Source organism: Micromonospora sp. CA-269861, assembly GCF_050948505.1.
Classification (GTDB): domain Bacteria; phylum Actinomycetota; class Actinomycetes; order Mycobacteriales; family Micromonosporaceae; genus Micromonospora.
In genome coordinates, this window is sequence record NZ_CP192014.1 from 4,700,498 (window position 1) to 4,718,737 (window position 18,240).

The following is an 18,240-nucleotide window of genomic DNA, read 5'->3' on the forward strand; positions in this document are numbered from 1 at the left end:
CGCTCACGGCTGCCCCTTCCTGGCCGGGTTGCTCACGACTCGCCGCGCGGGCTGTTCTGGTAGGCCGCCAGCAGCCACTCGCCGTCGCGCTCGACGAGGATCCAGGACGCCCGGATGGCGCGGGCCGGCGACACGTCCTCGGTGCCGGGCTCCAGGACACCGCCCTCGGTCGTCAGCACCGCGACGCCGGGCGCGATCAGGCGGGCGTCGACCGGCGTGCCGGTGACCCGGGTGCCCTTGAGCTGGCCCTGGAACGCCTGCTCCATGTATCCGCGGATCTTGTCCCGGCCACGGCAGAAGACTCCGGGCAGGATCATGGTCGCGTCGTCGGTGAAGTTGCGGGCGAACGCGTCGGCGTCGTGCTCCGCCCAGGCGGCGACGATGTGCCGCGGTACTGCGGCCACGGCGGCCTGAGCCTCGGCGTTGAAGGTGCTCGTGGTCATTCTGGTGTCCTTTCTCGGCGGCTCAGAGATAGAGGGTGTCGGGTTCGAGGCCGCACAGGATCCGGCCGTACAGCTCGGTGTTGGTGTCCGGGTTCATCAGCGCGTGCAAGTTGACCGCCTGCACATCGCGGGCGATGCGCTGGATGGGCACGTCGTCGTAGAGCGAGGAGCCGCCGCTGGCGCCGGCGAGAATGCCGACCGCCTCCCTCGCCAGGCGGCACGCGGCTCCCAGGTCGGCCCGGGCACGGGCGCGCTCCGCCAGGCTCCACGGCTGGCCGCCGGCCGACTTGTCGTCGACCTGCGCGGTGAGGCGGTGCACGTGGAACTCGGCCTCGTCGGTTTTCAGCTCCGCCTCGGCCACCTGGCGATGGGTCAGCGGCGCCTCGGCCTGCTTCTCGTACCCCGTGTAGGTGATCTTGCGCTCGGGCAGCCGCTCGAGGAACGTCTCACCGGCCGCACGGGCCAGGCCCAGCACGGTGCCCACCGACGACGCGGAGGCAACCGGCAGCAGCGGCGCCCGGTACATGGCGGGCCCGCCAGCCGCTTCCGGGCCGCTCCGGCCCTGGAGCACCACCGGCAGCGGCAGGAACCGCTCTGCCGGCACGAACAGGTCCTGGGCGACCGTGCTGACGCTGCCCGTGCCGCGCAGGCCGGACGTGTGCCAGTCGTCGACGATCTGCAGCTCGGACGTCCGCACCAGCGCCATCACCGGCATCGGCGGACCATCACCGCCGACCAGCACTGCGATGATCTCCTGCCAGTGGCTGTGCAACGCGCCGCTGATGAAGCCCCACTTGCCGTTGACGACGATGCCGCCATCGGCCGGGGCCGCCATGGCGGACGGGCTCAGGGTGCCGCAGATCCGCACGTCCGGCGTGGAGAAGACCTCCTCCTGCACCGCCTCGGGGAACAGGCCGGCCATCCACGTCGGAATCCAGTAGACGGAGGCGGTCCACGCGGTGGCACCGTCGGCCCGGCCGAGCGCGGTCGCGACGTCGGCGAGCGTGCGGGTGTCGGCCTCGTAGCCGCCGAACCGCTTCGGCACCCGCAGCTTGAAGACCCCGGCGTCGGCCAGCGCCTCGATCGTTTCGTCCGGCAGTCGGCGGTCCCGCTCGGCCTGTACCCCGTTCTTGCGCAGCAGCGGGGCGAGGTCCGTGACGCGCGCGACGATCTCCTCGCGCCTGGGTGTGTCGGTGGTGGTCAGCACGGCGGCTCCCTGAGGTCGTCGGTGGTTGTCAGGCGGCGGGAACGGGGGCGGTCAGCCGGACCGGCAGCGTCCGGTGGCCGTTCATGATGAAGGTGGGCAACGGCTGCAGGTCGGCGACCGGCACCGCCAGCGCGATGTCGGGAAAGCGCTCGAACAGCGAGGAGAGGCCGATGGTCGCGACCGCCCGGGCCACCCCGGCGCCGAGGCAGTAGTGCGGTCCGTGGCCGAAGGAGAGGTGCTCCTTGTCGGCGCGCTTCAGGTCGAAGCGGTCGGAGTCGTCGCCGTGCAGGGCGGGGTCACGACCCACCCCGCTGTAGTTGATCAGAATGGGGTCGCCCTGCGGGATCGTCACGCCGTCCAGCTCGATGTCCTCGACGGCGTACCGCAGCGGCAGGTGTGCCAGCGGCGACTCGACCCGCAGCGTCTCGTCGATGACGTCGTTCCAGGTGGCCTCGCCGGACAGCACGAGATCCCGCTGCTCCGGATCGCTGAGCAAGGCCGTGATGGCGTTGTCGAAGAAGTTGATGGTGGTCTCAGAGCCGGCGCCCAGGATGGCGAAGATGGTGTCCGTCAACTCCGCCTCGCTGAGCCGGGAACCGTCCTCGTCCCGCGCGGCGATGAGGTCGCTGGTGATGTCCTCGCCCGGGTTCTCCCGCTTGCTGGCGATGAGATCGGCCATCGCGCCGCGCCACCCGGCCAGCACGGCCTGCGCCTGCTCCGGGGTGACTGTGGTGTCGATCATCATGTCGATCACCTTCGCCGTCTTGGCGCGGGCCTCCTCGGACATGCCGATGAGGTCGGCCACCAGGCGGGCCGGCAACGGGTACGCGAACCGCTCACGCAGGTCCACCACCTCACCGGGGGCGGTGGCGGCCAGACCGTCGAGAAGTTCCTCAGTGATCTTGGCGATCCACGGCCGGATGGCCTCCGTGCGCCGCGGGGTGAACGCCTTGCCGACCAGCTTGCGCAGCCGCACATGGTCCTTGCCGTACGCGGTGACCATGTTGTCCATCGCGATCCAGCTGATCATCTCCCAGTCCGGCGGGATCTCGCCGTTGATGAACGCCGGCCAGTGGTTGCGGGCGCTCTTCGTCACCCGCGGATCGGTGAGCAGTTGCTTGACCACCGCATAGCTGTTGATCGACCACGCCACCACGCCACCGGGCAGAACCACCTGAGTAGCGGCACCCTGCGAACGCAGCTTCGCGGCCTCACCGTGGATATCACTTCCGGTGGTGTCCAGAGAAAACGGGCAACTGTCCATGGATGACTCCCAGTTTCGGCGGAGTGTTTCGGCCACGCGCCGGTCCGCCCGGCGGAGCCGACGTGCCGGTTCCATCGGGCGCAGCGGATCGACCGGTGACGTTGCACGAGCGTGTCACCAGCCGATCCGGCGATGCATCTCTCGGTGTGCGCACTCGGTGTCCGTGGCGGCCCGCGAGAACGCAGAAGGACCCCTGGGCAGCGGTGACGCTGGCACGGGGCCCCTTGCCGGGACTCGCTTACCTGACCACCGGCACAGCAGAGCGTTCGCTGTGGAGGTGTTCACCCCTTGTGGTGCACCCAGATCACCCGACCGAAGCGCGGCACAGGATCGCCTCGCCGGACGGCCTGGACACCAGGGGCGTGATCAGACTGCGGTTGTACAAGGCTCGTGAGCGGCAGCGCGTCATCGATCCGGCATCTACATCGCCGCTCGAACCGCACCGTGGGGCTGTTGATCCTCGATCAACTCACGCACCTGCATGAGCGCGAATCCGAGCAGATTGAGGCCTCGCCAACAGCTGGGATCGGCCGCAGCCGGGTCCTCGCGGCCCAAGCCGATACCCCAGATCCGGTCCATAGGGCTGGCCTCAACGAGAACTCGTTGCCCCGTAGCCAGCAAGAATGCCCGCAGGGCGGGATGCTGGCCGAACTTGGCAAGGTTACCGGCCACCACGATCGCGAAGCGGTGGTCGCTCCAGGTCCTCTGATCGAAACCTGCGACACGTCCTCCCAGCGCCTTGGCGGCATGCGGATGCGGCGCGGCAAGAATCCGCTCGGCCATTGCACAGTCACCAAACAACCGTGCCTTGCGCCACATCATGTAATGCTCCGCGGTGGCGAACCGTAGGTCGTCGACGGTGAACGACGCCGGCCACCACTGGCTCAAACAGCCCTCGCCGACACTCCCGTCACGCTCGGGCTGGTGCCCCCAGAAGAACAGGAACTTGACCCGACGACCCTGGGCCTGCGCGGCGGTCAGATCCGCGACGCTACGAACCGATGCCAGCATGATCGCGAGTGTGCGCTACTGGCGCTCCGTGTGCCGCCGTATTTCGACGGCGGCGACGCGCCCCAGAACGATCGGTGAGTCGCACATGCCACCCGAACAACCCGCAAGATCGAAACCTGCACGCATTGTGGAAGCCGCGGGATCTGCCCGCCGCCATCGCGGCGCTGCACGAGGCCGTCACCATCCTCGAACCACTCGGCGACCGTCGCCTCGACGAGATGCGCGGCCGGTTGTCCGAGTTGCTGTCAGACAGGTCCGCCGCATCGGTGTCGAGGGATGCGGCGGAACGCCAGGTCGGCGCAGCCGACGCGACCGGCGAGGTGTCGCCACAGGCCTGAACCCCTTCCGGGTACGCCGCCGGCTCGGCGCTCGAATCACGCTCCCGGAAGGGGAGATCCACTCTCGTGGTGGATCTCCCCTTCACGCCGCTTCGCTAGCAGTCGTACACATCGACGAAGTAGCTGGTCTGCTGACCGATGAAGTGTTGACCCGGCCCGAGATCCGGTAGCTGTCGGTACCAGGGACCACCGCCGTCGGAGCGCCACTGCACGGTGCAGTGGCCCGCCCCGGTGTACCAGCCGGCGGCGTTGCTCCAGCCGAGGTCCAGGTCGGTCCACTTCCCGGAGGGTAGGACGGCGTCGTGGGTGCCGTACGTGTAATTGCCATCACGAACGCGGATGACGCCGAGACCGCCTCCCCAGAAATTGCCGATGTAGTTGCCCGCGGCGACGGAGGCGGGAGAGTGCTGCGCCACGAAGCTGAGCAGCGCCGATTCCGCGGCCTGCTTGCTCATCGCCTTGGCGGATTCGGACTCGTCGGGAGCCGCGGAGGCAGCGCTTGCGGGGAGCACCATGGCCAGGACCGCCGCCATGACCACTGCGAAGAGCCCTCGCCGTCTGATAGGTCGCACTAGGTTCTCTCCAATCCGGGGGTGAATGACTCTGCTGGCCGCAGTCTTCCAACCGGATGTTGGCTAGCTGTTGACTGACGGTTGGGCCGAATCCAGCGTCCACTTCGTCCCTTGAGGCACGGGAGCTTCTGGCTCGCCGGGCGCCGCAATCGAGCCCGCCACCGGGATCTGGCCGGGCCTGTCCGCCTCGGTACGCGCTGCGGTGGAACCCGGTCGCCGGTACGGCGACCAGCCGATAAGGTGCCGCACATGCAATCGCTGATCACGGCCATCGCCGAACACGACGAGGCCGCCAGCTTCCTGGCCTGGCCAGGCGACTTCGAGCTCGACCGGAAAGACCACGTCGAAGACGTACATCTCGAATCGGGCGCGACGCTCGAGGGCTTCGCGGGCGATGGTTCCGGAGGCACGTACTTCTTCTGCGGCGACGGTGGCGAGGAACGCCCGGTCCTCTACGCGGACTCGGAAGGCGGCGCAGCCCTCGTGGCGATCGGCTTGGAGCAGTTGCTGCAACTCCTGCTGGTGGCGCCGTGGTGGCGCGACTGCCACGCGTTCACCGAGGAGGAGAGCCGCCAACTGGCCGCCGAGTATCAGGAAGACATTCCCGATCTGGTAGCCCGGCGCGGTCGTGCGGCCACGGCCCTCGGCCTTGACCTTCCCACCGAGGCGGAGGCGGTGGCTGCCCTCCACAGGGTCGCCACCGGGGCAGGCAAGGATGTCGTCCTCGTCTTCACCCCGGAGGGCACGCCGTACGAGAGGCTGATCGATGGCTGAACGGTCGCCGCTCGGAACACCTGACTGAGGATGACTGTCGTGCCGACCCCTACCCACCGCCCTCCCCCGTCGCCTGATGCGCCGATGCACGACGGCCAGCTCGCAGTGCCATTCGACGTGGTGCGTGAGCTGGTGGACGCGCAGTTCCCCGAGTGGCGGAGCCTGCCTGTCAGGCGCATCGCCTCGCAGGGGACGGTCAATGCCATCTTCCGTATCGGGGATCGGCTCACGGCCCGGTTCCCCCTCGAGCCCCGCGAGGTCGACGCGGCGCGGGATTGGTTGGAACGCGAAGCGGAAGCGGCCCGGGAGCTGTTGGGTCGTACGCGCTTCCCCACTCCCGAGCCGGTCGCCATCGGTGAACCCGGCGACGGCTACCCGCTTCCATGGTCGGTACAGACGTGGCTACCCGGAGTCGTAGCGACCGACAGCGACCCCGGTGAGTCGGTCGCGTTCGCGCACGATCTGGCCGAATTCGTCAGGGGCGTGCGAGCGATCGACACACGGGGACGCACGTTCTCCGGCCAGGGTCGCGGTGGCGAGCTACCGGCACACGACGAGTGGGTGGAGACCTGCCTCCGGCGCAGCGAAACCCTGCTGGACGTCCCGCCGCTGCGCCGGATGTGGGAGGTGATGAGGGAATTGCCGAGGGGCGGGGCCCCGGACCTGATGAACCACGGTGACCTCATTCCGGGAAACGTCCTCGTCTCCGACGGGCGGCTGGCCGGTGTTCTCGACGTGGGCGGACTCGGGCCCGCCGACCCCGCCCTCGACCTCGTGAGTGCCTGGCACCTGCTGGAACGCGAGCCACGTCAGGCATTTCGGCAGCAACTCGGCTGCGACGATCTCGAATGGGAGCGCGGCAGGGCATGGGCCTTCCAGCAGGCGATGGGTTTGGTCTGGTACTACCAGCAGACCAACCCGACGATGAGTCGGATGGGCCGTCGCACTCTCGCGCGCATCACTGCCGGCTGGCCGCCCGGTCCACCCGCCAGCACGGGCACGACGTGAGCCGTGACCGGCTTTCGCCTGACCAGGCGGGCTAGACACATGGTCGATCGGGAGCACGCTCACGATCGTCGCGCGTTTGGTTCTGTCACTGGCCCGGCCGCAGCCGCGGCCTGGTGGGTTGGAGCCGGCTGCGGGCCACCAGTTCGACGGTGAGGACGACGGCTACGGCTTCCACGGCGAGGAGCCCGACGAGGACGACCAGCTGCGTCACTCCGGCGGCGAGCGGGCTCGCTCCACCCAGCAGCACGCCGACGAACGCGCCGGGCAGCGTCACCAGGCCCACCGTCCGGGTCTGGTCGAGCGCCGGGACCAACGCCTGGCCCGCCGCCGGACGGCACACCAGCAGCACCGCGTCGCGCGGCAGCAAACCCAGGGCCAGGCCGGCCTCCACCTCACCACGCCGACCGGTCAACTCGTCGAGGGCGCGGCGCCCGGCCAGCGACGTCGCGGTCATCGCCCCGCCGATGAGGATCCCCGCTACCGGAATGATCGCGATGCCGCGCATCGGCACCAGGCCCGCCAGCAGCAGCCCGGCCACCACCAGCATGCTGCCTCCGACGATCGGCGCGCCTGCCCACCACCCTCGGCTGCCGCCCGTGATGCGTCGACCGGACGTGACCGTCGCTACCACGCACATCAGGACGACGAACGCGGCCGTGGCCCACAGCGACACCACGATGGCTGCGATCAGCAGCGACACGGCACCCAGTTGGATCGCGGCACGGACGGCGGCGACCATGACCTGCCGACCGTGGCCCAGTTTTCCGAAGGTCACGACGGCCGCCGCCACAAGGGTCAGAAGAACCAGCGCAACACCGAGCTTCGGGCCAACCACGAACATCGTCGACGACATGCCGTCAGTCTCCCGCCACGCCCGGCCAAGGGAGGACGGGCCGCGGGTCGCGGGGGTCTTGACGGACGTGGGTCGCAGCGGGCGTCAATCGGATCCGGTGGACACGTGCCGAGCGCGGGGATCGGGGCGGCCGGAGAGGATGGCGGCGAGGATCTCCGCGCCGTCGACGACGCGCGGGCCGGGCCGGTTGAAGTAAGCAGGCCCGTCGACCACCCACACCTGTCCGTTCCGAACGGCGGGCAGATCCGCCCAGCCGGGTTGCCGGGCCGCCACCGACAGCTCGTCGAAGGTGCGCTCGGGCGTGAACCCACACGGCCCGAACACCACCACGTCGGGGGCTAGGTCCGCGACCACCGACCACCGGTGCGGGGTGCTGTGCGCGCCGGGTCCGAGGAGCAGGGACCGTCCACCCGCGTAGGCGATCTGCTCCGGCACCCAGTGCCCGCCCGGCATCAACGGATCGAGCCATTCGACGAACAACACTCTCGGCGCACCGGCCCCCGAACCGGGCAGTGCGCTCAGACGCGCCTCGGCGTCCGCACGGATCTCCGCGGCCCTGACCTCGGTGCCGGTCAACGCGGCTATGGCGTCAACCGTGTCCAGGATCCCGTCGATGGTCCTCGCCTCCAGCGATATCACCCTGGTATCGAGATCGATCATCCAGACCGCGTCATTGACACGCTCGTAGGAGACCGCACACACATCACACAGGTCCTGGGTCAGGATCAGATCCGGCTTCAACTCCTCCAGCAAGGCGACGTCGAGCTGGTACAACGACGATCCTCGGTGCCCGTCACCGCTGGTCGCCGCGGAGATCTCCCGGCTCGTCAACGCCTCCGGCAGAGAGGTCGCGGTCACCGCAGGGATGCCGGCGAGGTCACCCGGTGGCCAGTCGCACTCATGCGTACGGCCGACCAGGCGCCCGGTCAGGCCGAGCATCGCCACGATGTCCGTGGCCGCCGGCAGCAGTGAAATGATGCGCACATCCGCCTGCCTACCAGGCACAACCGAGCCACGTCCACTCCCCCGACGGCGAGACAACGGCGGCGGGCCTGAGGGTCGCGCCGGGGGTGGTCATCGGAGCGAGCAGTGTGCACGAGGCCGTACCCGATCGCGGCAGTGCCGGTGGCGGTTCCCATCCGCGTGGATCGGAACCGCCACCATCAGAACGCTACTTCGGCGTCCGCCAGCGTCGACGGGTCGGGCCCAGGTCTTCGCGGCCGGTTGCCGTGTCCGCGGGTTGTGGACCTCCCCGTGTAGAGATGGCTCGGCGGAGGGGACGTCTCGGTCAGGGGTTGATCAGTCTCCAGTCGCCTTCGGAGATGACGTCAACGGTCCCATCGACCACCTTGATGGCGGTGTTGTCGTCGATGGCGTACGTCGGGACCGGGATTTCGGACGCCCACTTCTGGATGTGGGACAGCTGGGCGTCCTCCATGTCCGGATGATTGAGGTGGGGGTACAGCGTGAAATCCACCAGCCCCAGCGCCCGGTCGGCACTCTGCGCCATGTCGCTGCCGTCGGGGACGAATCCCCTGTCGAATTCGGCGTCGCAGTTGTACGGGGTGACTGCGATGCTCCCGGCACTGACGCCCACATAGACCGTGTCACTCAGCGACGGGAAGAGGTCGGCCAGGCCCGACTGGCGCAGCCAGTAGGTCAGGTACAGCACATCGCCGCCCCAGACGAGGAGGGCATCGGCCTCCCGGACCGCCGGGACCCAGTTCTCTTCTCGTATGGTCGGCAGCGCGGTGAGCTCCAACATCCCCAGGGATCTCCAACCGAGCTGGGTCAGCGGGATCGAAGCCCGGCCGTGGATCGCCTTCCACGCCCTCTCACCTCCGCCGGGGAAGGGGTAGACAGCGGTGGGAATGAAGAGTGCCGTGGACTCGGCGACCGGCTTGCCCAGCAGGTCGACGAGCGCGTCGGCGATGCTCGGGTTGCAGATGCCCGACGACGTGAGAAGAAACTTCATGAAGTCCACTTTCCTGAAGCCACCGCGGGACGGCAATCATGTTGCCCATGAGGACCAGCGTCCCAGCTGCCCCACCCGAGCGACAGATCGGCAGATCGTCCGCTGGCGGCCGTCTCCAACCGTCAACTGCCTCTGCCCGCACGACGACGGGTCCGATGCCACGCCCTTACTCGCCGAGGTCGCACTACCGCTCTGTCAGTTCAGCATGTGCTGGGCCCAATACACCTGGCCGTCCCGTCCGGCGCGCGGTTGTGCCACCACCGCCAGCCCGCGTGGCCACCGACGGCGGCAAGCACCATCACCACACCGACGATCAGGCCTGCCCGGTGTCTCATGCCGGCAGTACAACACAGCACCACAATCGATCTAGCGAAGCCGAAGCACGCAGGCGGCCCAGTCAACCACGACGACGTGGGAGCCGTTCGATCGCCGGACCAGGCCAGATAGACCAGATGCCGTGCTAACCGGTGTGCCATGCCGGCGTCGTCGCCAGCACGCAAGGTGGTGACGCCCCGGCCGGCGACCGTTCCGGACGGCAGCCTCGGGCTACCTGCTCGGGTCGAGCGCGAGCCGCCCAGAGGGTGGCGCCGGATTATGGCGTTTGATCTACATCCTTGTTGGTGCGGGCTCGCTGGCCGTGCGTGGTTGCCGCGCACGGCCAGCGGTCGTGCCCTGCGGTTCAGCTGGTGGTGCAGGAGGTGATTTGGGGTCGGGCGTTGGGGTTGCCGTTGGTCATGGTGGTGAAGCCGAAGGTGTTGCCGCTGCCGTTGGATCGCATGGTGAGTGTGGTGCCGTTGCTGTTGAGGTTGGCGGTGCCGTTCCAGGTGGTGGTGATTCGTTGTGGTGCGTTGACGTTCACGACGACGGTCCAGTTGGTGGCGCCGTTGACTGTGACTGAGGTGTTGTATCGGTCGCCCCAGACCGTGCCGGGCGAGGTCGTCGCGGTGCAGGTGCCGCCGGGCGGCGGAGTCGTCGGCGGCGGGGTCGTCGGCGGCGGGGTCGTCGTGGGCGGCGGAGTGCCAGTGTTCAGGCCAAAGAAGCGGATCGCCTCAGCGGCGTTCACCGGGAGGTTGTGTGACACACCCTGCATGCTGATCGCCTCGACCGGGGCCTGCCCGCCAGTGCCGCCGTACCGCGTGCGGGTGTAGCCGGACTGCGGCGTGTCGGTGGAGGTCGGCGTCTGGCTCAGCCCGTGCAGGTTGGTCCACTGCTTGATTTCTTCACCGAAGTTCGGATAGCGCAGCGTCTCGTCGTTCGTGCCGTGCCACAACTGCATACGTGGCCGCGCGCCGGTATAGCCCGGGTACGCATTGCGGACCAGGTCGCCCCACTGCTGGGCCGTGCGGGTGATCTGGCCGTTGGCGCATTGGCTGTTCCACGTCGAGCCGCCGGTCGTCGCGAAGCAGCCGAACGGCACGCCCGCGAACGCGGCGCCGGCCTTGAACACGTCCGGGTAGAGCCCGAGGAGGACATTGGTCATCATCGCGCCGGAAGAGGTGCCGGCGGCGAAGATGCGGTTGGAGTCGGCGTTGTAGCGCTGCTGCACGTAGCTGACCATCGACCTGATCGAGACCGGGTCGCTGCCGCCGTCGCGTCGCAGTGCTTGTGGGGAGTACACGTCGAAGCACTGGCCGCTGCGGGTCGCCGACGGGTAGATGACGATGAAGCCGTACTGGTCGGCCTGCCGGGCGAACTGGGTGCCGGAATAGTAGGCAGGCCCGCTGCCGGTGCAGTAGTGCACTGCCACGAGGATGCCCGGATTGGCTTGGACCCGGTCCGGCACGTACAGGTGCATGCGCAGGTTGCTCGGGTTGGTGCCGAAGCCGGTCACCTCGGTGAGTGTGGCCGCGGATGCTGGTGGCGCGATGGTGAGCGTGGCGGCCACGAGCGCGGTCGCGAGGCCCGCGGCGCCGATCAGGAGTCGTCTGAGTCTCATACGGGTTGGCCCTCCGGAACCGTTGAATGCAGGCTGGTGGCGCTGGCTCGCTGGCCGTGCGTGGTTGCCGCGCACGGCCAGCGGTCGTGCCCTGCGGTTTAGCTGGTGGTGCAGGAGGTGATTTGGGGTCGGGCGTTGGGGTTGCCGTTGGTCATGGTGGTGAAGCCGAAGGTGTTGCCGCTGCCGTTGGATCGCATGGTGAGTGTGGTGCCGTTGCTGTTGAGGTTGGCGGTGCCGTTCCAGGTGGTGGTGATTCGTTGTGGTGCGTTGACGTTTACGACGACGGTCCAGTTGGTGGCGCCGTTGACTGTGACTGAGGTGTTGTATCGGTCGCCCCAGACTGTGCCGGGCGAGGTCGACGCGGTGCAGGTGCCGCCGGGCGGCGGAGTCGTCGGCGGCGGGGTCGTCGGCGGCGGGGTCGTCGGCGGCGGCGTGGTCCCTCCGTCGGTGAGGACCGGGGTCTGCCAGTCGCGCCACTCGGCCAGGTTGCCCTGCTTGCGGGTGGAGATCCGGATTGTGCCGGCAGCGGTGCCGGTCTTCAGAAGGTGCTTCTGGATGTTCTGCTGTAGGGGGGTTCGCCATTCGGAGCGGCTGGCGCAGTGGGTGCCGTCGGAGACGTCGGACCAGTAGGTGATGTTGTCCCCCGCTCCGAGGGCCTTGTAGATTTCAGCGCCGGCGAGGGCGGCGTTGCTGCCGGAGCGGGCGGCGAGCCAGTCGATGTGTGGGTTCTCCATGATGAACAGTCCCCGGGGTGCGACGAGGCCGATCACCTGGTGGGTGTCGATCGGCAGTGCGCTGGGGTTGCCGGTGTACGAGCTGAACGCGTCGCCGAGCCAGGGCTGCTCGCCGTAGGCGCTGGACAGCGGTTGCGAGCCGGACTCGCCGGGGATGCCGCGGAAGATCGGGGCACCGCCCGAGCCGGACTCGATCGGCATGGTCAGCGCGATCCGTTGGTCGAACGCGCCGATCACGAACGCGCCCTTGCCGTACCGGGAACAGCCGGTCACCCCGGTCGCGTCGGCGCGCAGGACGGTGCCGCCGGACTGTTCGATGACGTCGATGATCCGGGATACTCCCCAGGCCCAGGCCATCAGAATTCCGGTGCTGCTGTTGGCGCCGTAGAGGGTGTAGAAGGCGCCCTGCTTGTTGTTGCGAGGGGTGCCTTCCCGGCCGACGGCGAGGGGGTCATAGTTGATGACCGCGGCGCCGGCGTTGCGGATGGTGGCGGTGTCGGCGCCGAATCCGCCCAGGACGACGACGGCCGGGAACGGGCCGGTGCCGGATGGCAGTTGGACGCTGGCGGAGAAGCTGGCGTTGCGGCCCTGGTCGGAGACGTTCACCTGGATGCTCGTGTTCGAGACGGTGCCGCTCACGGTGGCCGGCTTCGGGGGCTTCTGCCCGTACACGGTTCGCTCGGCCAGTTCCCGGGTCTCGGCCCGCCGGCACCGCCAGTCGGCTTTGCTGGTGATACGCGTGCCGTCCAGCTTGCGGAACGGGTCGGGCAGCCGGGAACTGGCCGGTACGGACGTGTTCGCAACCGGGCAGTCGATGCCCTCGTCTTCGACGGTGGAGGCGGCGTACGCGGGTGTGGTTGTGCCTATGACGGCTGTCGTGCCGGCGACGGCGAGCGTCGCCACCGCGAGCGCGATGACCGCCGACCGTATCGTCGAGCGGCTTGGGCTGATGGTCATGGTGGGTTCCTCTCCCAGGGTTGGCGACGGATGTCGGAATTGGCCTCGACGCGGTTGGGTGGTTACCGCGACCGGTCGGCGCGGACGACACGTGCGCGGCTTGAGGGTCAGGGTGTGAGCCGTACGCGAGCTGCTGGTGCCGGGACCACAGCGCGCGCCGCTGTCTCGGTGTGCGCCGGGGCGGAAGTCGACCAGACGGCAACGGGCGGAGTCGATCCGAATGCGGATGGGTGGGTGCCGGTTATCTGCCGGCCAGCCAGCGACCAATGAGGAAGTGACGCGATCGCCGCGACAGCGGGCGCGACTGGGTCGTGTCCGCCGCCGCGCGGTGTGTGGCGCCCATTGCGGCCTCCTTCAAGGCGATGGTGGGGTGCGGTGCGGGTGCGACCCGAGGCCGGCTGATCTGGGCCTCGACCTCGACCTGGCACCCGTGTGGCGACAGGTTACGGAGAAGTTTCGTGAAATTCAAGCTTATGAATTTCCCTGCTGGCCTGGTCTTCTGCCACGAAATTCCAGGTCACACCCCCGATGCGCGGCGCCAGGAATCTCGCAACTTTCGGTCGGTGCTCGCAAGTTGCGGCGGTTACGAGGTTGGCGACAGGGGATCCGGGGCCGCCGAGCGTCGCCGGCGAGATCGCACGCATGACGACATCACCACCAGTCAACGACTCTGCGGGAATGCTGACCTGCGAGGATGCGATTGTCACCGTGGCAGCCTTCGATGCCAGGGGCGAATATCCATCGACAAATCTCGAAGCTAGGGTCTAGGAAATTTCGGCAATGTTTCGTAACCTGTGCCACAGAAGGGCTGGGAACCCCAACGACGGCCGAGGCCGGAGCCCTCGGCGGCAGCATGAGCCGACCCACCGCCTCGTCGACCGGAGGTACAGATGCGTAGAAGATCGACCAAACGGCTACTGGCCGCTTTCGCTGCGGTCGTGGTTGCCCTCGGTGCGCCCGTCCTCACGGGTGGCGCGGCCAGCGCCGAGTCCAACGGCGGCGTCCGCGTGATGCCACTCGGCGATTCCATCACCGACGGGCTCACCGTGCCCGGCGGCTATCGGATCGGCCTCTGGCAGAAATTTGTCGCCGGCGGTCACACCGTCGACTTCGTCGGATCCCAGTTCAACGGGCCCGGCAGCCTCGGCGACCACGACCACCAAGGTCACTCCGGCTGGCGCATCGACCAGATCGACGCCAACATCGTCAACTGGCTCCGCAGCACCACACCCCGCACCGTGCTGCTGCACATCGGCACCAACGACATGTTCGGCAACGCCGCCAACGCACCCGCCCGACTATCCACATTGATCGACCGGATCACCAACACCTCACCCGGCATCATCGTGTTCGTTGCGACAATCATCCCGTTTCCTGCCGCCGACGCCGCTGTGCGCACCTTCAACGCCGCGATCCCCGGCATCGTGCAAGCAAAAGCCGCCGCGGGAAAACGTGTCTACCTGGTCGACATGTACCGCGCGCTGACCGCCACCGACCTCGCCGACGGCGTGCACCCGAACGCTGGCGGCTACGAGAAGATGTCCGCCGTCTGGTTCAACGCGCTGCGCTCCGTCCCGGACAGCCTCACCAATGGCACCCCGCCGCCGACGACTCCGCCGCCCGGCGGCACCTGCACCGCAACGACCTCGCCCGGCACAGTCTGGGGCGACCGATACAACACCTCAGTCACAGTCAACGGCGCCACCAACTGGACCGTCGTCGTAAACGTCAACGCACCACAACGAATCACCACCACCTGGAACGGCACCGCCAACCTCAACAGCAACGGCACCACACTCACCATGCGATCCAACGGCAGCGGCAACACCTTCGGCTTCACCACCATGACCAACGGCAACCCCAACGCCCGACCCCACATCACCTCCTGCACCACCAGCTAGCACTCGAACATCACGTGCCTCGGCCCCTCGAAGCCATCCCTGTCCTGGGGAGTCTCAAAGGAAAGCCGATCGGGAGAGCCCTGGGCGATCTGGCGCAGGCGCTGTCCAACGACCTCGCAAAAACTGTTGCCGCACGAGCCAGTGGAGTGAGATGTGAAAAGATCCAAGGTTGCATTGGTGGCCGCAGCGACCGCGTTGGTCACCGCGGCGGGAGTTCTGACCGCCCCGCCGCCCCTGCTGGCCGCAACGCCTGACATCACCGTCAATACCGCCTCGTCGTACCAGACTATCGACGGCTTCGGGGCCGCCACCCCGATCTTCGACGGTTCCGGTAGCCCGTGGACGGACAGCGAAACCCAGACACTCGTCGGGATGGGCCAGGGCCAGCTCGGTATGTCGATCGTTCGGACCGTGGTGTCGCCGGTGTCGAGCGAGTGGGGCCTGTACGCGAACAGCCTGAAAACGGCGAAGTCCTACGGCGCCGACGTCAAGATTCTTGCCTCGCCCTGGACAGCCCCCGCGAGCTTCAAGACCAACAACAGCAGGATCAACGGCGGCAAACTCAGGACCGACTACTACGACGACTACGCAGAGCACCTGAACAGCTACGTGCAATACATGAAGAACCAGGGCGTCGCAATCGACGTGACCTCGATCCAGAACGAGCCGGACTGGCACCCGGACTACGACTCGATGGACTGGACCGGCACCGAGCTGCGGAACTTCGTCCGCGACCAGGGCACCAGGATCAGAGACACCAAACTCATGGTCGGCGAATCCTTGAGATTCAACCGCGCGTACACCGACCCCACGCTCCAGGACACCACCGCGCGCAACAACATCGGTTACGTGGGCGGGCACCTGTACGACGCCGAGAACAGCGGCAACCTGTCCCCCTATCCACTCGCGAACCAGTACGGCAAGAACCAGTGGATGACCGAGTGGAACCTGCACGCAGCCGACGGAAATGGTTCAAACATCTGGGGGAACCCGAGCAACGCGGCTGTCTGGAACGAGACCCTGGACAACATCATGCGGACCGTGCACAGGTCGATGGAGGCCAGTTGGAGCGCGTACGTCTGGTGGTACGGCCGCCGTTTCTACTCCCTCATCGGTGACGGCGAGTCGCAGTACGGGACCACGAAGGGCGCGGTCCTCAGGCGTGGCCAGGCATTTTCGCAGTACTCCAAGTACGTCCGGCCCGGCGACAAACGAGTCGCCCTATCGAAGAGCTCGAAGACTTCGTCCCTGGAGGTCACGGCCTACCAGGGTAGGGGCAAGGTCACGCTGGTGATCCTCAACCGTTCGAACAGCGCGGTCAACAATGCCGTCGTCCAGACGCCACAGAGCATCTCGAACGCCGAATACACCGTCACCTCGCAGGGCCTGGGCGCCGCAGCACAGCCGGTGAGTCTCGGCGACGGACAGGCGACCGTCAACATCCCTGCGCGGAGCATCTCCACCCTCACCATCAGCGAAGGCGCCGCCCCGACCGACCCGCCGACCACCCCGCCGCCCGGAGGTGACTGCTCGGTGTCGGTGACGCCGGGCACGGTCTGGGGCGACCGGTACAACACCTCGATGACGGTCAGCGGCGCCACCAACTGGACCGCGGTCGTGAGCATCACCTCGCCGCAGCGGGTCTCCACCACCTGGGGCGGCGGCAGCTTCAGCTGGGACAGCAGCAGCACGGTGGCGACGGTGCGGTCCAACGGCAGCGGCAACACCTTCGGCTTCACGACCATGATGAACGGCAATTCCAGCGCGCGACCACAGATCAGATCCTGTACCGCTTCCTGACCACACCCGCGCACTGCACGGCCCGACAGGACACCGACGAGGCGATCCTCGTCGGCGGTGACGTCCCTGGCCCGTACCCCGGCAGGCCGTTCTCGACGGCCTGCCGGGGTACGGCGGGTCAGAGGCGGCCGGCCGGTTCCGGGCGCGCGTCCGGCTTGACCAGCGCCGGGAGCTTGCGCTCGAATCGGTTGAAGAGATTCATCGACGGCAGGATGGGCTGGGTGCCCGTGGCCTGCTGAGCGACCTGGGCGCCCCAGACCGAGGCCCGCAGGCGCTGGTTCGGGGTGCCGTGGTGGCCGGGGTTGTCGAAGACGCAGTCGCCGACCTCGTAGAAGGTTTGTTGCGCCTGGTGGATCTGGACGCCGGTGAAGTTCAGCCCGCGCCGGTGGGTGACGAAGTAGGTGCCGAAACCGTCGGCCATCAGTTCGGTGCGGCGGGTCGCCTCGGCGCCGGTCAGCGGGCTGTCGAACAGGCCCTGTTCGAATTGGACGTGGTGGGCCATCTCGTGGGCGAGGATCGCGCGCGCGCCCGCCGTTCCCAGACCGAGTGCGTCGATCGCGGTGAGCATGCCCTCGCCGAAGACGACCTTGTCCGGGACGTCCCGCAGCAGCGGGTCGGTCTCACCCTCGGCGCTGAAGGCGTAGGCGTTCAGGGTGAAGATCGGGTTGCGTCCTGCGTCGAGCGCGGGTACGGAGTCGATGATGGCCATGATCTCGGCGGCGGCTGCTGCCGCCTGGTCCTCGTCCAGTCCCCAGATGAAGGCGACCATGCGAGCTACTCGCGAAGGGTCCTGCAGCATGTCGTTCTGCATGGCCATGAGCTTGACGTCGAACAGGTTGACGTCCCAGAACTGCTGCGCGTCCTTGAAGGTCCGCTTCAACGTGCTCTTGTAGCTGGCGGGCAGTCCGTAGTCCGCCTCGTTGTTGGCCTGGCCGTAGATGAGCGCGTCGTAGGCGGGGTAGTCCAGGACGCCGAAGATGAGCAGGACCAGCAGGGTGTCGACGTCGACGCCCTCAAGCAGGCCCTGGGTGTACGTGGTGAACTGGGTGTCCTGGCACTGGTAGAGCGACGGGTCGATCGCGTCCGCGACCAACTCCTGCGCGAGGGACGGCTTCAGGCCCATCCTCTCCCGCTTGTCAGCGAGCATGGCCTGCCAGTTTGCCGGTAGCAGCGCGGCGATGGCGGCGATGCGCGCTTGGGTCTCCGGGTCCGCGGCGGCGCGGGCGGTCGCGACGTCGAACTGCGGCGGGGCGACAATGCCCCCGCCTGCATTGACGCTCGCGGCGGGTGCCGCGTGGACGGGCCCTGGGGTCAGACCCAGGCCGAGGACCGTTGCCGCCAGCAGCGCGGGGATCCGTCGTCTCATGCACGCTCCTCGTTGTCCTGCGAGCCTCAGGTGGTGAGGCCTCGATCAACTATCCGGTAGCGGCATTGAAGCACATGAGTGCATAGTTGCGCACCCTCCGA

General features: G+C 67.9%; 17 protein-coding genes. 5 read left to right on the forward strand and 12 right to left on the reverse strand.

The annotated features are described in order from the left end of the window. Positions 1-32 precede the first annotated feature (32 nt). The 4 genes from ACQP0U_RS21455 to ACQP0U_RS21470 form a co-directional block, all read right to left on the reverse strand. Positions 33-443, reverse strand: a complete 411-nt coding sequence (locus ACQP0U_RS21455) for an SgcJ/EcaC family oxidoreductase (protein WP_433309879.1) — start codon at positions 441-443, stop codon at positions 33-35. A gap of 22 nt (positions 444-465) precedes the next feature. Then, positions 466-1,647 (reverse strand): acyl-CoA dehydrogenase family protein, encoded by a 1,182-nt coding sequence (locus tag ACQP0U_RS21460; RefSeq protein ID WP_433321003.1) that lies wholly within the window; start codon positions 1,645-1,647, stop codon positions 466-468. Between the two features lie 31 nt (positions 1,648-1,678). Continuing rightward, positions 1,679-2,914: a cytochrome P450 family protein gene (locus ACQP0U_RS21465; protein WP_433309882.1), complete on the reverse strand. Its 1,236-nt coding sequence runs from the start codon at positions 2,912-2,914 to the stop codon at positions 1,679-1,681. 420 nt (positions 2,915-3,334) lie between these two features. Further along, on the reverse strand, positions 3,335-3,925 hold the full coding sequence (locus ACQP0U_RS21470) for an NADAR family protein (RefSeq protein WP_433309885.1): 591 nt from the start codon (positions 3,923-3,925) through the stop codon (positions 3,335-3,337). Positions 3,926-4,050: 125 nt separating this feature from the next. Here ACQP0U_RS21470 and ACQP0U_RS21475 point away from each other — a divergent pair, with 125 nt between their 5' ends. Further along, positions 4,051-4,263: a hypothetical protein gene (locus ACQP0U_RS21475; RefSeq protein ID WP_433309888.1), complete on the forward strand. Its 213-nt coding sequence runs from the start codon at positions 4,051-4,053 to the stop codon at positions 4,261-4,263. Between the two features lie 95 nt (positions 4,264-4,358). Here the strand turns inward: ACQP0U_RS21475 and ACQP0U_RS21480 are convergent, their stop codons facing one another. Further along, on the reverse strand, positions 4,359-4,796 hold the full coding sequence (locus ACQP0U_RS21480; protein ID WP_433309891.1) for a hypothetical protein: 438 nt from the start codon (positions 4,794-4,796) through the stop codon (positions 4,359-4,361). 288 nt (positions 4,797-5,084) lie between these two features. Here ACQP0U_RS21480 and ACQP0U_RS21485 point away from each other — a divergent pair, with 288 nt between their 5' ends. Together ACQP0U_RS21485 and ACQP0U_RS21490 are read left to right on the forward strand one after the other, a co-directional pair. Beyond that, positions 5,085-5,609: a hypothetical protein gene (locus ACQP0U_RS21485; RefSeq protein WP_433309894.1), complete on the forward strand. Its 525-nt coding sequence runs from the start codon at positions 5,085-5,087 to the stop codon at positions 5,607-5,609. Positions 5,610-5,693: 84 nt separating this feature from the next. Further along, positions 5,694-6,617 (forward strand): aminoglycoside phosphotransferase family protein, encoded by a 924-nt coding sequence (locus ACQP0U_RS21490; RefSeq protein ID WP_433309897.1) that lies wholly within the window; start codon positions 5,694-5,696, stop codon positions 6,615-6,617. An 85-nt stretch (positions 6,618-6,702) separates the two neighbouring features. Here ACQP0U_RS21490 and ACQP0U_RS21495 read toward each other — a convergent pair whose 3' ends face one another. From ACQP0U_RS21495 to ACQP0U_RS21520, 6 genes are all read right to left on the reverse strand, one after another. Then, positions 6,703-7,470: an ABC transporter permease gene (locus ACQP0U_RS21495; RefSeq protein WP_433309900.1), complete on the reverse strand. Its 768-nt coding sequence runs from the start codon at positions 7,468-7,470 to the stop codon at positions 6,703-6,705. Between the two features lie 84 nt (positions 7,471-7,554). Then, positions 7,555-8,454 carry an ABC transporter substrate-binding protein gene (locus ACQP0U_RS21500; protein ID WP_433309902.1) on the reverse strand — a complete coding sequence of 300 codons (900 nt, stop codon included), beginning with the start codon at positions 8,452-8,454 and terminating at the stop codon, positions 7,555-7,557. Between the two features lie 304 nt (positions 8,455-8,758). Beyond that, complete coding sequence (locus ACQP0U_RS21505; RefSeq protein ID WP_433321006.1) at positions 8,759-9,445, reverse strand: Type 1 glutamine amidotransferase-like domain-containing protein; 687 nt, start codon at positions 9,443-9,445, stop codon at positions 8,759-8,761. Positions 9,446-10,124: 679 nt separating this feature from the next. Next, positions 10,125-11,381 (reverse strand): extracellular catalytic domain type 1 short-chain-length polyhydroxyalkanoate depolymerase, encoded by a 1,257-nt coding sequence (locus ACQP0U_RS21510; RefSeq protein ID WP_433309905.1) that lies wholly within the window; start codon positions 11,379-11,381, stop codon positions 10,125-10,127. 98 nt (positions 11,382-11,479) lie between these two features. Further along, positions 11,480-13,072 carry a glucuronyl esterase domain-containing protein gene (locus ACQP0U_RS21515; protein ID WP_433309908.1) on the reverse strand — a complete coding sequence of 531 codons (1,593 nt, stop codon included), beginning with the start codon at positions 13,070-13,072 and terminating at the stop codon, positions 11,480-11,482. Positions 13,073-13,515: 443 nt separating this feature from the next. Further along, positions 13,516-13,779 carry a hypothetical protein gene (locus tag ACQP0U_RS21520; protein ID WP_433309910.1) on the reverse strand — a complete coding sequence of 88 codons (264 nt, stop codon included), beginning with the start codon at positions 13,777-13,779 and terminating at the stop codon, positions 13,516-13,518. 183 nt (positions 13,780-13,962) lie between these two features. Here ACQP0U_RS21520 and ACQP0U_RS21525 point away from each other — a divergent pair, with 183 nt between their 5' ends. After that, the gene (locus ACQP0U_RS21525) at positions 13,963-14,973 is read left to right on the forward strand and encodes a GDSL-type esterase/lipase family protein (RefSeq protein WP_433309912.1); all 1,011 of its coding nucleotides are present in this window, start codon (positions 13,963-13,965) and stop codon (positions 14,971-14,973) included. 177 nt (positions 14,974-15,150) lie between these two features. Beyond that, positions 15,151-16,773 (forward strand): glycoside hydrolase family 30 beta sandwich domain-containing protein, encoded by a 1,623-nt coding sequence (locus tag ACQP0U_RS21530; RefSeq protein ID WP_433309915.1) that lies wholly within the window; start codon positions 15,151-15,153, stop codon positions 16,771-16,773. 118 nt (positions 16,774-16,891) lie between these two features. Here the strand turns inward: ACQP0U_RS21530 and ACQP0U_RS21535 are convergent, their stop codons facing one another. Beyond that, positions 16,892-18,139 carry a hypothetical protein gene (locus ACQP0U_RS21535; protein WP_433309918.1) on the reverse strand — a complete coding sequence of 416 codons (1,248 nt, stop codon included), beginning with the start codon at positions 18,137-18,139 and terminating at the stop codon, positions 16,892-16,894. Positions 18,140-18,240: the final 101 nt, after the last annotated feature.